General features: G+C 61.8%; 14 protein-coding genes and 1 pseudogene. 5 read left to right on the top strand and 10 right to left on the bottom strand.

The window, feature by feature from the left end; genetic code table 11:
* Positions 1-471: 471 nt before the first annotated feature.
* From AB0J29_RS06345 to AB0J29_RS06325, 5 genes and pseudogenes are all read right to left on the bottom strand, one after another.
* Positions 472-861, bottom strand: coding sequence for a hypothetical protein (locus tag AB0J29_RS06345; RefSeq protein WP_364780180.1), 390 nt, complete (start codon positions 859-861; stop codon positions 472-474).
* Between the two features lie 59 nt (positions 862-920).
* Positions 921-1,382: a hypothetical protein gene (locus tag AB0J29_RS06340; protein WP_364780177.1), complete on the bottom strand. Its 462-nt coding sequence runs from the start codon at positions 1,380-1,382 to the stop codon at positions 921-923.
* A gap of 131 nt (positions 1,383-1,513) precedes the next feature.
* Complete coding sequence (locus AB0J29_RS06335) at positions 1,514-2,176, bottom strand: hypothetical protein (protein ID WP_364780174.1); 663 nt, start codon at positions 2,174-2,176, stop codon at positions 1,514-1,516.
* Between the two features lie 799 nt (positions 2,177-2,975).
* A complete protein-coding gene (locus AB0J29_RS06330; RefSeq protein WP_062983162.1) occupies positions 2,976-3,161 on the bottom strand; it encodes a type Z 30S ribosomal protein S14 in 186 nt (61 codons plus the stop codon).
* Positions 3,162-3,165: 4 nt separating this feature from the next.
* A pseudogene (locus AB0J29_RS06325) lies at positions 3,166-3,438 on the bottom strand (50S ribosomal protein L5); the annotation flags it as partial.
* Between the two features lie 74 nt (positions 3,439-3,512).
* Between AB0J29_RS06325 and AB0J29_RS06320 the strand changes: the two are divergent.
* A complete protein-coding gene (locus AB0J29_RS06320) occupies positions 3,513-5,210 on the top strand; it encodes a crosslink repair DNA glycosylase YcaQ family protein (RefSeq protein ID WP_364780171.1) in 1,698 nt (565 codons plus the stop codon).
* 110 nt (positions 5,211-5,320) lie between these two features.
* On the opposite strand, the gene AB0J29_RS06315 is transcribed toward AB0J29_RS06320, so the two are convergent.
* The 4 genes from AB0J29_RS06315 to rplN are packed head-to-tail and all read right to left on the bottom strand — an operon-like array spanning position 5,321 to position 6,763.
* The gene (locus AB0J29_RS06315; RefSeq protein ID WP_062983162.1) at positions 5,321-5,506 is read right to left on the bottom strand and encodes a type Z 30S ribosomal protein S14; all 186 of its coding nucleotides are present in this window, start codon (positions 5,504-5,506) and stop codon (positions 5,321-5,323) included.
* Between the two features lie 4 nt (positions 5,507-5,510).
* Positions 5,511-6,074: a 50S ribosomal protein L5 gene (gene rplE / locus AB0J29_RS06310; RefSeq protein WP_364780168.1), complete on the bottom strand. Its 564-nt coding sequence runs from the start codon at positions 6,072-6,074 to the stop codon at positions 5,511-5,513.
* 1 nt (position 6,075) lies between these two features.
* On the bottom strand, positions 6,076-6,393 hold the full coding sequence (rplX, locus tag AB0J29_RS06305; RefSeq protein ID WP_364780165.1) for a 50S ribosomal protein L24: 318 nt from the start codon (positions 6,391-6,393) through the stop codon (positions 6,076-6,078).
* Between the two features lies 1 nt (position 6,394).
* On the bottom strand, positions 6,395-6,763 hold the full coding sequence (gene rplN / locus AB0J29_RS06300; protein WP_040686591.1) for a 50S ribosomal protein L14: 369 nt from the start codon (positions 6,761-6,763) through the stop codon (positions 6,395-6,397).
* Positions 6,764-7,107: 344 nt separating this feature from the next.
* Here rplN and AB0J29_RS06295 point away from each other — a divergent pair, with 344 nt between their 5' ends.
* The 4 genes from AB0J29_RS06295 (at position 7,108) to AB0J29_RS06280 (ending at position 11,990) form a co-directional block, all read left to right on the top strand.
* Positions 7,108-9,153 (top strand): M13 family metallopeptidase, encoded by a 2,046-nt coding sequence (locus tag AB0J29_RS06295; protein WP_364780162.1) that lies wholly within the window; start codon positions 7,108-7,110, stop codon positions 9,151-9,153.
* Between the two features lie 97 nt (positions 9,154-9,250).
* Positions 9,251-11,287 carry a M13 family metallopeptidase gene (locus AB0J29_RS06290; protein WP_364780159.1) on the top strand — a complete coding sequence of 679 codons (2,037 nt, stop codon included), beginning with the start codon at positions 9,251-9,253 and terminating at the stop codon, positions 11,285-11,287.
* Between the two features lie 112 nt (positions 11,288-11,399).
* Entirely contained in the window at positions 11,400-11,681 is a 282-nt protein-coding gene (locus AB0J29_RS06285; protein WP_364780156.1) for a type II toxin-antitoxin system RelE/ParE family toxin, read from the top strand.
* Between the two features lie 12 nt (positions 11,682-11,693).
* Entirely contained in the window at positions 11,694-11,990 is a 297-nt protein-coding gene (locus AB0J29_RS06280) for a HigA family addiction module antitoxin (RefSeq protein ID WP_364780153.1), read from the top strand.
* A gap of 111 nt (positions 11,991-12,101) precedes the next feature.
* Here the strand turns inward: AB0J29_RS06280 and AB0J29_RS06275 are convergent, their stop codons facing one another.
* A complete protein-coding gene (locus AB0J29_RS06275; protein ID WP_364780149.1) occupies positions 12,102-12,464 on the bottom strand; it encodes a hypothetical protein in 363 nt (120 codons plus the stop codon).
* Positions 12,465-12,660: the final 196 nt, after the last annotated feature.

Below are 12,660 nucleotides of genomic sequence, written 5' to 3'. Positions count from 1 at the left end.
GCGACCAGGACAAAATCCGGGTGTCTCATCGGCCGTCGCCCAGTGGACGCAGCTCAGGTGCGAGTGCCGAGCAATCCCGCCAGCGCCTCGGGCCGGGTACCCGCGAGAACCTGACCTCAGGCCTCGACATCAGAGAGCTTGCCGAGGAGCCGGTCCAGCACAGCTGCGCAAACCTTCGACATACGCCTCGTTACGTCTGTTCTTCGTCGCGTTCCTCGACATAGTGCGGGGCCAGGGCTTCCATCTGGTCGATGACCAACCGAATGCCTCGGGCTGCTTGTCCGGCGGGTACCGGTGCTTGATCAGTAGGCGTCTGACGGAGGAGCGTGTGCAAATCTTTCGTATTGCTGGCGAAACGGCAATCATCGGCGATTCCGCGCGCACGCTGATCAGGAGAGCACTGAACAAAGGCCAGGGCTGACGAGCCTCGAATTGCGGAGTCGGGCGCGAAAACTCCACACCGAGTCGAGGTCAACATAATCCGCGGGCGAAAATTCGAGTCTTGTCGGCGGCGAGATCGTGAACCACCACCCATCGTCCTCCATTTTCATCCGATTCTTCGAAGTATTCATTTCCGGCATCCGACTGCAGTGCACCAGCTGCGCTATCCTGCCAGTATTGCTTTCTCCAATAGTCCGGAACCCCTGGCTTGAATTGGCCGAGATGGGACAGGGTCTTGAAGGATTCAAGCTTGTTGCGCGGGAGGTCGACGACAACCTCTATCATTCGATCTCCTCCGAAAAGAACGTCGTCTTTGTGCGCGACAACCTCGGCGCTGTCCGGAAAATGCATATTTCCGCATTTGCCAACTTCTGTCAACGCCCCAGAGTCCGACATGCCACAGCCGGGGAGCAGCAGCACGCTTGCTAACGCTCCAGCAGAGACCATCCGCATCCGAGCCTGGTTTCGAGTCGCTGTCATCAAAACTCTCCCGACCACTGATAGTCCCCCAGGAATTGAGTGTTACCACGAACCCTGAAGCCGCGCGCCCAACCAGCCTTCTCCAATTGTCTCATATCGTCACTGATGCTCGTCTTGAACATCCTCTCGAGATCCCCAGTCAACTCGACGCCGTCGGCGAAATCGTAATAGTCATAGATATAGATCCGGTACCGGATGTTCGCTCGAAGGCCCTGTCCCTCGCTGGATTTCAGCACTGTAGCGTCGCTTCCGACCGCCACCGAGAACTTTCCGATCGCCAGTGTCACATCCGAGTTATCGGTCACATTGACCCATTCCCAATTGGATGTGATCTCCTGCGGCACTCCGACTCGATCCGCGTTTCGCTTTGCTTCTCCCTTGATGAAATCCAGCTGACTTTGCGTTTTGTCTCGGACGGCCTGCGTCTTTACAACCTGCTCGACATCCTTGGTACTGATCACATACTCGAAGTCGGCACTATTGTTGCCCAAATATGCCCCGAATATATCAGATGCAAAAGTGAATCCCTCGACATCGAAGTAGGCCTGGACGCTCGCGGCCTCCGTACTGTTGGCGACTGCTGTCGATTTATCTATGATGCCCCGCTCCGTCCCGTACTGCGTACGACTCGACGGGAACGGCTGATCAGGTGGCGGATGCAATGCTGTTCTCCCCACCAGACATTGTTGCCGAATCCATACCGTGTGACACCCAAATCGACGATCACCTTGTCCGGAACCTCGAATTCACTAGTGTCGAAAGACGGGACCGTTCGCCCGGGCGTGTAGTCCAACGCCTCGGAAATACGTTCGATGATTGTCGCCATGGCAGCCTGCCTGGACTCTGCTGATTTCTTCAGCGCATCGACCGCCGAGACGATCTGAGACTTCATGGATTCCTGCATAGGGCGGTTGATCAGTTGTGCCCATGCTCCGAGCGGGAGGGTGAAGTTGAGAAAATTCATCGGCTGTGTGAGTCCGCCGCTAAGGGCCATCGCCTGGTTGTACGCCAACCGCTCGAGGCAGGCCGCACCGTTCTCGACGATTTTCGACACCAATTCCAGATCGGAGCTGCGCACGGCGATGGATTGTCCGAGGCTGCTCATGCTCGCGCCGAAGGACTGTGCAGCGTCACCTGTCCAGAGATTTTGCAGCCACCTGGTTCCGGCGGTGAGATTCTCGGAGGACACATAATCGTTGATTCCGAGCAGACCAATCCGCTTGCCGATGGCTTGCAGCGCCTCCCAGTCCGCCACCAGCGGGAACAGGTAGTCGGCTGCAGGTTTGACCGATCACCCGGCTCAACGATTCATCGAACTGAGCGATCGACTCGATCCCCGCGTTCACCACCTGGCGGACCGTGTACTGGGCTTCCTGCACCTCCGGCAGGGTAGGCAGCTGCAAGCCGCCGAATCGGACGACACCTGCAGAAGAAGATAGGGCCAGATCTGATGGACCGCTTGCCGACACCGCAGACAGCGCGTTCGCGCTCGTCTCGTCGGTCGCCCGATACTTGGTTACTGCGGCGGCCAGATTCGTGTCGAGGGTACCGACGGCAGTCACGTCGAGTTGATACGCTGCGGATATCGCATTCTGAAACTTCTCCAACGACGAAGCCAGGGTGGCCAGGAGCCCTGCGGATCCTCCCGGCAGCGACACAGTCGACAGCAGCTGTGAGGCATTCGAGGAAAAGTTCGTACCGAGGTCCTGCAGGTCCAACCGGAATCCGGCGAGACTGGGCAAGTCAACCGTGAAGTCATCCACGTCAGTTCCAGCCCCTGGCAGCACTGGTGTTGGTTCGAACTACCGATTGCCCGTCGACCGAACTACGCCGGAACTTGTTGCTATGCACAGGCATTGGACGCCCCCTCTAACTCCCGCACCGTAGTGTACACCGCTGCTGGTGATGAAACGTCCGGTCGTTTTGGTGGGCTTCGCGGGACTGTTGTTCGACTATCCAGCGGCAGCTGAAACAGGCAAGGGCACGGCCTCTACCAGAGACCGTGCCCTTGTTCTGTTCAGTTTCGTGCGGGTGCGCTCACGAGGAGCGCCGACTCACCAGGAGCTCTTGTGCACGCCCGGGAGCTCGCCGCGGTGCGCCATTTCGCGCAGGCACACGCGGCACAGACCGAACTTGCGGTACACCGCGTGCGGGCGGCCGCAGCGCTGGCAGCGGGTGTAGGCGCGAACGGCGAACTTCGGCTTGCTGTTGGCCTTGTTGACCAGTGCTTTCTTAGCCATGTGCTCAGTTCTCCTTGAACGGGAAGCCGAGGTGCTTGAGCAGGGCACGGCCTTCTTCGTTATTGGTCGCGGTGGTCACCACGGTGATATCCATACCACGCGGACGGTCGATGGAATCCACGTCGATCTCGTGGAACATCGACTGCTCACCCAGGCCGAACGTGTAGTTGCCATTGCCGTCGAACTGCTTCGGCGACAGACCGCGGAAGTCGCGGATACGGGGCAGCGCGATGGAGACCAGGCGGTCCAGGAACTCCCACATGCGGTCACCGCGCAGAGCGTTATGCATAAATATACGACTAACGATACTTGATTGCCATTATGTGCAAATATTATGTATAAGCTATGCATATGGACGCCGAAACCGTACGTGGACTGATCACAGGAGGCGAGAGTCTCACCACCGAGTTCAAACGCGGCGCCAGCGGCAAGTTCAACGATACCGAGCTGGTCGAGACGGTCGTGTGTATGGCAAACGGGGACGGTGGGGTCTTGCTCATCGGTGTCGAGGACGACGGCCGCGCAACCGGCACCGCACCGCGCCACGGCGAGACGACAGACCCTCGTCGCATCGATGCCCTGATCGCTGGCCGAACTGTTCCACTGTTGCAGACCCGGACGACCATCGTAGACCTCGATGGACATGCCATCATCGCAGTCGAAGTACCCAAGTCGCCGCGGGTGGTAGGCACACGAAGCGGAATGTACGTGCGCCGATCCTTGAAGCTGGACGGCACTCCACAGTGTCTGCCATTTCCTGCTTACGAGATGCTCGCCCATGAAATAGACAGGGGTGCACTGGATTTCGCCGCACTACCCGCACGAGGCGCGGCAATGTCAGATCTCGCCCCGTCCGAGTTCACGCGCTTTCGAAGGATGGCGCGCGCCGCTGGCTCCGATCCGGTTATCCCCGACATGTCCGACCTCGACATCTGCCGAGCGCTGGGTGTCGTGCGGACCGCCGACGACGGCGTCGATCGACCCACTCTCGGCGCGGTGCTCCTATTCGGCACACCGGATGCGATCGCGCTTCACATTCCCAATCACGAAGCCGCCTTCCAACTGTTCGACGGCATGTCGGTCGAAGTGAACAGCTTCACCCGCGCGCCGCTGCTCGCGGCCGCAGAGGATCTATACCAACGCGTGTCCAGCTGGAACCGGGAGGAAGAGCTGGAATTCGGCATGCTCCGAGTGGCAATCCCAAGTGTTCCGCCCACCGTGGTACGCGAATCCATAGCCAACGCGCTGGTGCACCGCGACTACACCGCCCTCGGACCAATACGCGTCGCGATCAACGACGATAGCTTCGAGGTGACGAGTCCTGGCGGTTTTCCACCCGGCGTCCGCCTGAACAACCTGCTGACTGTGTCACAACCGCGTAGCCCGATCCTTGCAGATGCGTTCCGCCGCGCCGGGATGGTCGAACGCAGCGGTCGTGGGATCAGTCTGATGTATGCAGCAATGCTGCGCCTGGGTCGCGATACGCCTGATTACAGTCAGTCCACCGACCGGATGGTCCGTACGGTCGTCCCCCTTGGCCGCGCGGATATTCCCTTGGCTCGCTTCGTACTCCAGCAAGAGCAAAAGGCTGGTCGGCCGATGCGCCTATTCGACCTGCAGGTACTGCATGAGTTGCGGGCGCAGACCAGCCTTTCGACCGGCGACATCGCAGAGCAATTGCATCGGACCATCGGCGAGATCCGGACAGGCCTCGGCCGGATGGTCGAGGAAGGTCTGATCGAACAGCGCGGAGCCGGCAGGGGCCGCTCCTATCACCTATCGGCCGCGGTCTTCCGAGCGATGGACAAGTCGCCTGCCTATGTCCGGGTACGTGGCACAGACGCCATACAGCAGGAACGCATGGTGCTGCAATATGTTGAGTCGTTCGGCTCCATCACCCGAGCACAGGCATCGGAACTCTGCATGATCACGCCCCAGCAAGCAAGCACGCTATTACGTCGAATGTCCCGCGCCGGCAAGCTGACACTGGTGGGCGAGCGGAAGTCGGCGCGCTATGTACCCCCGACAGATACTGACTCCAACCACTAATGACGTAAGGTCCGAGCTTCGAGGCAGCTGAAACAGGCAAGGGCACGGCCTCTACCAGAGACCGTGCCCTTGTTCAGTTTCGTGCGGGTGCGCTCACGAGGAGCGCCGACTCACCAGGAGCTCTTGTGCACGCCCGGGAGCTCGCCGCGGTGCGCCATTTCGCGCAGGCACACGCGGCACAGACCGAACTTGCGGTACACCGCGTGCGGGCGGCCGCAGCGCTGGCAGCGGGTGTAGGCGCGAACGGCGAACTTCGGCTTGCTGTTGGCCTTGTTGACCAGTGCTTTCTTAGCCATGTGCTCAGTTCTCCTTGAACGGGAAGCCGAGGTGCTTGAGCAGGGCACGGCCTTCTTCGTTATTGGTCGCGGTGGTCACCACGGTGATATCCATACCACGCGGACGGTCGATGGAATCCACGTCGATCTCGTGGAACATCGACTGCTCACCCAGGCCGAACGTGTAGTTGCCATTGCCGTCGAACTGCTTCGGCGACAGACCGCGGAAGTCGCGGATACGGGGCAGCGCGATGGAGACCAGGCGGTCCAGGAACTCCCACATGCGGTCACCGCGCAGGGTGACCTTCGCGCCGATCGGCATGCCCTCACGCAGCTTGAACTGCGCGATCGACTTGGTGGCCTTGCGGATCTCGGGCTTCTGACCGGTGATCAGTTCCAGATCCCGGACCGCGCCGTTGATGAGCTTGGCGTCGCGCGCGGCGTCACCGACACCCATGTTCACGACGACCTTGACCACGCCCGGAATCTGCATCACGTTGGCGTAATCGAACTCGCTGTTCAGCGCGTCCTTGATCTCGGCACGGTAGCGCGCCTTCAAGCGCGGCTGAGTCTGCTCAGAAGTGGTCATGTCAGATGTCCTTCCCGTTCTTACGGGAGATCCGGACCCGCTTGCCGCTCTCCTCGTCCGTCCGGTAGCCGATACGGGTCGGCTTGCCGTCGGAGTCGACGACCATCACGTTGGATACGTGGATCGGAGCTTCCTGGGTCACGATGCCGCCCGACGAGGCACCACGCTGGTTGGTGGAGTTGGCAACGTGCTTCTTGATCCGGTTCACGCCCTCGACCAGGACCCGGTTCTCCTTCGGGTAGGCCTGGATGACCTTGCCCTTGGCACCCTTGTCCTTACCCGAGATGACGAGCACGGTGTCGCCCTTGTGCACCTTCATGTCAGAGCACCTCCGGGGCCAGCGAAACGATCTTCATGAACTTCTTCTCGCGCAGCTCGCGGCCGACCGGGCCGAAGATACGAGTGCCACGCGGGTCGTTGTCCGCCTTGATCAGCACGGCCGCGTTCTCGTCGAACTTGATGTACGAACCGTCCGGGCGACGACGCTCCTTGACGGTGCGCACGACGACGGCCTTGACGACCTCGCCCTTCTTGACATTGCCGCCGGGGACAGCGTCCTTGACGGTGGCGACGATGATGTCACCGATGCCGGCATAGCGACGCGACGAACCACCGAGAACGCGGATGCAGAGGATCTCCTTCGCACCCGTGTTGTCGGCGACGCGCAGTCGCGACTCCTGCTGAATCACTTCAGCCTCCTTGACCTGGATGTATACGCACGCCGGATTGCCGACCCGACGGGCATGGTCGTGTCACCACCCGAACGCGCGCCTGCCAGCGGTTTTCTCGATCGGATGGATCAACCACTGGGGGTTCGCGGCCGGATTGCGGGCACAGCTCCCGCAGGTAACCGGATCAGTGTAGGCGAATGCCCAGGTCGGCCCCAAATCGATGTCGCGCCGACACAGGCTGAACTTCCGCTGTGAAACCCGCGCGGCTAAGTGCTCGCGGGCTGTGCCGTTACTACCCTCGGGACCCAGCAAGACCACCAGATGAACTGCACATCCGCATCATTCTCTGAATAGGGGTCCCTTTGAGTTCGTCCGCGCGTTCCATCCGGCTCGGTCGTCGCACCTTTCTCATCGCACTGGGTGTGATTCCGGCCACCACCGCGCTCGTCTCTTGCTCGCGGGAGCGGTCGGTGCAGCTCACCGGGGTCGATATGCGAGGCCAGGACCCGACGGTTCGGCCGCAGGACGATCTGTTCCGATACGTCAACGGTGGCTGGCTGCGCGAGTACCAACTGCCGCCGGACAAGCCGTCCTTCACCACCTTCGACGAGGTCAGTGATCGCGTCGAACTGCAGTTGCGGGAGATCGTCGAGGGCATCCGCGATCCGCGGGCCGGGTCCGCCGAACAGCAGATCCGCGATCTCTACGACGCGCGCCTGGATCAGGCCGAGATCGAGCGGCTCGGCCTCACCCCGCTGGCCGATCTGTTCGCCGCGATCGATGGCGCGGCGAATAAGGCGGATCTCGCCCGGGTAATGGGCGGACTGCCGATCGGCGGGCTGATCGCATTGGCTGTCGGGCCGGATCCGAAGAATTCCACCGAATACGTCGGCACCGTTTACCAGTCCGGCATCGATCCCAATATGAATGAGCAGTACTACCGCAAGCCCGCATATTCCGGGCAGCGTTCCGCCTATCGGACCTACTTGCAGCACGTCGCCGCCGGAGCGGGCTTCGCCGATCCCACGGGCACCGCCCAGCGCGTATTCGACCTGGAGACCAGGATCGCCGCGGCTTTCTGGGACGATGTGCGCCTGCGCGATCCCGATGCCACCTACAACCCGCTGAGCTGGGCCCAATTGACCGCGCTCGCACCGCAATTCGACTGGGAGCCCTGGCTGGCCGGTGTCACCGACCGACCACGCGCGCTGTTCGACCGGGTGGTGGTCGGCCAGCCGTCGTTCGTGACGGCGGCCGGACAGCTCTGGGCCGAGGTCGATATCGCGGTCTGGCGGGAATATCTGCGCGTCGCGATGGTCAAACACTTCGCATCGCTGCTGCCCAAGGCCATCGCCGACGCCGAATTCGATTTCGTCGGCAAGACATTGCAAGGGTTGCGCGAACGCCAGGAGCCGTGGAAGGAAGGTATCGCGACCCTCAATGCGAATCTCAGCCAGCAGCTCGGGAAACTCTATGTGGCCGAACACTTTCCGCCCGCGGCCAAGGAGCGGGCGCTGGCCATGGTCGCCGACCTGATGGCCGCCTATCGGGCCGACTTCACCGAATCGACCTGGATGTCACCGCAGACCAAGCAAGCCGCTATCGCCAAACTCGACAAGATCGTCACGAAGATCGGCTATCCAGACCACTGGATCGACTACTCCGGATTGACCATCACTCGCGGCAAACTGATCGAATCGGTCCGCGCTGCCCAGAGTTTCGAGCTCGAGCGCCAATTCGCGCGACTCGGTACCCCGGTCGACAAGTCCGAATGGGGTATGCCGCCGCAGCTGGTGAACGCCATGTACAACCCGAGTGCCAACTCGATTTCCTTTCCCGCCGCCATTCTGCAGCCGCCGTTCTTCGACCCCGACGCCGAGGTGGCGGTCAATTACGGCGCGATCGGGGCGGTCATCGGGCACGAGATCGGGCACGGATTCGACGATCAGGGTTCGCGCTACGACGGTGACGGCAATCTGCGCGACTGGTGGACACCGGAGGATCGCGCCGCATTCCAAATCAAGACCAAACAGTTGATCGAGCAGTACAACGCGCTGGTCCCGACGGGTCTGGATCCGAGCAATCACGTCGACGGTGCGCTGACGGTCGGGGAGAATCTCGCCGATCTACGCGGTCTCGGCATCGCCCTGGTCGCCCTGGGCATCGCCGACAAACGCGATGGCCGGGACAATTCGGACCACCGGACGATGTTCCTGTCCTGGGCGCGCATCTGGCGGGACAAGTCGACAACGCAACAGCAGGAATTGCGACTCACCATGGACGTGCACGCACCCAATGAGTTTCGCGTCAATCAGGTGGTTCGAAATATCGACGAGTTCTACACCACGTTCGCGGTCGAGCCGCGCGACAAGCTGTACCTCCCCGAGGACCAGCGCGTCTCGCTGTGATCCGACGGGCCGGCAACGCCGCAGACAGGTAGCCTCGGACCTGCACTATCGCGCCTGACGAGGATGCGGCGGGACCGCATCGGGAGAGGATTCCCTCGTGACATCAACCGGTCGTCCCGGTCAGCTGGACCGTCGTGCCTTCCTGGTCGCGCTCGGGGCGGTGCCCGCGGCCGTCGCCCTGGCCGCCTGCGCGAAGGATGCGCAGACGGCGCAGCTCATCGGGGTCGATCTGGGCGGCGCGGACCCGGCGATCCGGCCGCAGGACGATCTGTACCGACACGTCAACGGCAAGTGGCTGCGGGAGTACCAGCTGCCACCGGATAAGGCCGCGGTCGGCGCGATCACCGATGCGAGCGACCGGACGCTGGATCAGCTGCGCGAGATCATCGAGGGCATCAAGGATCCGAAGCCGGGTTCGGAGGCACAGCAGATTCGCGATCTCTATGACGCTCGGCTGGATGAGGCCGCCTTCGAAACGCTCGGCCTGTCACCGCTGACCGATCTGTTCGCCAAGATCGATGGCGCGGCGACCAAAACGGATCTGGCCAAGGTGATGGCGGAACTGCCGATCGCCGGACTGATCGCCATCGGGATCGGCATTGATCGCAAGGACTCCAATGCCTATATCCCGACCATCAGCCAGTCCGGTATCGCGCTGAGCGAGCAGTACTACCGCAAGCCGGAATATGCCAAACAGCTCGGCGGCTACAAGACCTACCTCGAGAAATTGTCCGCGGGTGCTGGGTTCGCCGATCCGGCGGGCATCGCGCAGCGCATGGTCGATCTGGAGACCAAGATCGCGGCGGCACATTGGGACAGCGTGCGCAATCGCGATGCCGATGCCACCTACAACGTGATGAGCTGGCACGATATGGTCGCGCTCGGACCGCAATTCGATTGGGATGCGTGGATGGCGGGCAATACCGATCGGCCGCGCTCGCTGTTCGACAAGATGGTGGTCGCGCAGCCGTCGTTCGTGACGGCAGCCGCGCAGCTCTGGGCCGATACCGATATCGCGATGTGGCGGGAGTACCTACGGGTCAACGTGGTCGCGGAGTTCGCCCGATTCCTGCCCAAGGTAATCCGCGACGCGCGGTTCGAATTCGTCGGCAAGGTGCTCAGCGGGTTGGAGGAGCGGCCGGAGACCTGGAAGTCCGGCGTCGGCGTCGTCAATGACAATCTCGGCGACCAACTCGGCAAACTGTATGTCGAGAAGCACTTTCCGCCGGCGGCCAAGGAACGGGCCAACGTGATGGTGGCCGATCTGATGGCCGCCTATCGGGAGAACTTCACCAATTCGACCTGGATGTCCCAGCCGACCAGGGATGCCTCGATCGTCAAGCTGGACAAGATCGAAGCCAGAATCGGGTATCCGGATAAATGGGACGACTATTCCGCACTGACCATCACCCGGGGCAAGCTGGTCGAATCCCTGCGCGCCGTCAACACTTTCGAGTCCACGAAGGCGTTCAATCGGCTCGGCACTCCGGTCGACAAGTCCGAATGGGGTATGTCGCCGCAGACCGTCAATGCCTACTACTCACGCACCAGCAACCAGATCACCTTCCCCGCCGCGTATCTGCAGCCGCCGTTCTTCGACAAGGACGCGACCACCGCGGTCAATTACGGTGCGGTCGGCGCGACCATCGGCCACGAGATCGGCCACGGCTTCGACGATCAGGGTCGCAAATACGACGCCAGCGGTAATCGCAGCGACTGGTGGACACCCGAGGACCTGGCCGCCTTCGAGGCCAAGACCAAACAACTGATCGAGCAATTCGATGTGCTGGTCCCCGAGGGCCTCGATGCCAAATACCACGTCGACGGCGCACTCACCGTCGGTGAGAATCTCGCCGATCTGCGCGGCCTGCAAATCGCGGTCGAGGCCTATCGCATCGCCGCGAAGCGCGAGGGTATCGACCCCGACTACCAGCAGATGTTCTTCTCCTACGCCCGCAGCTGGCGCCAAAAGCAGACCGAGGAATCCACCATCAGCCTGCTCCAGGACGTCCACGCCCCCAACGAATTCCGTTGCAACCAGATCGTCCGCAATATCGCCCAGTTCTACAACACCTTCGCCATCAAGGACGGCGACAAACTCTTCCTCCCGGAAAACCAGCGCATCACCCTCTGACAGCCACCGCCGAGGAAGCCCGGACACAATACCGGGCTTCTGTGTTGTCGGATGATCGGCGCAGCAGCGGCCGCATCGCCAGATATAACGCGACGCGTTATATCTGGACGATGTGATCCTAACGTTCACCGGCAAGGACGCCGAAGACGTGTGGAACCGGCAACGCTGCCGACGATTGAGCCTCGAGCTACAACGGTCCGCCTACCGAAAGCTGCTGATCCTCGACGCCGCCGATCATCTCAACGATCGGCGTGTGCCACCAGGAAACCGCCTAGAGAAGCTGACCGGCGACAGGGAGGGCCAGCACAGCATTCGCATCAACCACCAGTGGCGAGTCTGCTTCAGGTGGACCGATGCGGGGCCGCGCGACGTCGAGATCGTTGACTATCACTAGGAGGACGGCGATATGGCAACGGTGATGGACCTGATTCACCCGGGCGAGATCCTCAACGAGGAATACCTTGTGCCGCTGGGGATTTCCCAGAACGGCCTGGCAGCCGCGCTCAATGTGCCGCCGCGCCGGATCAACGAGATCGTGCACGGCAAGCGGCGCATCACCCCCGACACAGCATTGCGACTGGCGCGATACTTCGGCACCAGCGAGCGCTTCTGGCTCAATCTCCAGGACCGGTACGACATCGAGGTCGAACGCATCCGGCTCGCCAGCGTGCTGGCCGCCATTACACCGCTGAAGTCGGCGTAGTCGTCGAACCGAATCCGCGTAACTGTTCGTGACGCGAAAGAAGCCCGGATGCCGAGCCGGGCTTTCTTTACGCTTGTGAGCGAAGACGGTTGCGCAGCTGTGCGACTGGGGTCAGAAGGCGCTGCCGGTGGAGGGCATGGGGAAATAGCCGGGCCAGCTCGGGTAGCCGAACCAACCGCCGGGGTAACCAGGCCCGCCACGGTGGTCCCAGCCGCCCCAGCCATCCCAGCCGCCACGGTGCCCCCAGCCACCATGCCCCCAACCACCATGGCCCCAGCCGCCGTGACCCCGGCCGCCATGGCCGTGGATGTCGTCGGCCTGATCCACCAGCACGATGGCCGGGCCCTGGGCATCGGTCGTATCGGCGAGGGCCGGGCCCGCTACCGCGGCGATCGGGGCCAGGGCCAGTGCGGAGGTGATGGCGATACGGGCAATCATGGGCCGGACGCGTCCGGCGGAACTCTTGTGATTCATCGGAACTAACCTCAATTCGGTATGCGTCAGTCGTGCGAAGACCCGCGTGCTCACGGATTCGACGTCGATGCCTCCCGGACGAGAGGATCATTTATTGACACCATTCAACGTACCGCTACATAGCGGCACGTTCAATAGGTTAACAACAGATGACGTGACAGCAAGCGAAAAGCCGAGCCGGCGCGGCGATCAATGC

It is taken from the genome of Nocardia sp. NPDC049707, assembly GCF_040674855.1.
Lineage (GTDB): Bacteria > Actinomycetota > Actinomycetes > Mycobacteriales > Mycobacteriaceae > Nocardia.
The sequence above is the reverse complement of the archived record's forward strand: the minus strand, read 5'-3'. Positions and strand labels throughout refer to the sequence as shown.

Coding starts and splice junctions, on each gene's coding strand:
- AB0J29_RS06330 (WP_062983162.1), bottom strand. CDS start 3,161: ATGGCTAAGAAAGCACTGGTCAACAAGGCCAACAGCAAGCCGAAGTTC.
- AB0J29_RS06320 (WP_364780171.1), top strand. CDS start 3,513: ATGGACGCCGAAACCGTACGTGGACTGATCACAGGAGGCGAGAGTCTC.
- AB0J29_RS06315 (WP_062983162.1), bottom strand. CDS start 5,506: ATGGCTAAGAAAGCACTGGTCAACAAGGCCAACAGCAAGCCGAAGTTC.
- rplE (WP_364780168.1), bottom strand. CDS start 6,074: ATGACCACTTCTGAGCAGACTCAGCCGCGCTTGAAGGCGCGCTACCGT.
- rplX (WP_364780165.1), bottom strand. CDS start 6,393: ATGAAGGTGCACAAGGGCGACACCGTGCTCGTCATCTCGGGTAAGGAC.
- AB0J29_RS06280 (WP_364780153.1), top strand. CDS start 11,694: ATGGCAACGGTGATGGACCTGATTCACCCGGGCGAGATCCTCAACGAG.
- AB0J29_RS06275 (WP_364780149.1), bottom strand. CDS start 12,464: ATGAATCACAAGAGTTCCGCCGGACGCGTCCGGCCCATGATTGCCCGT.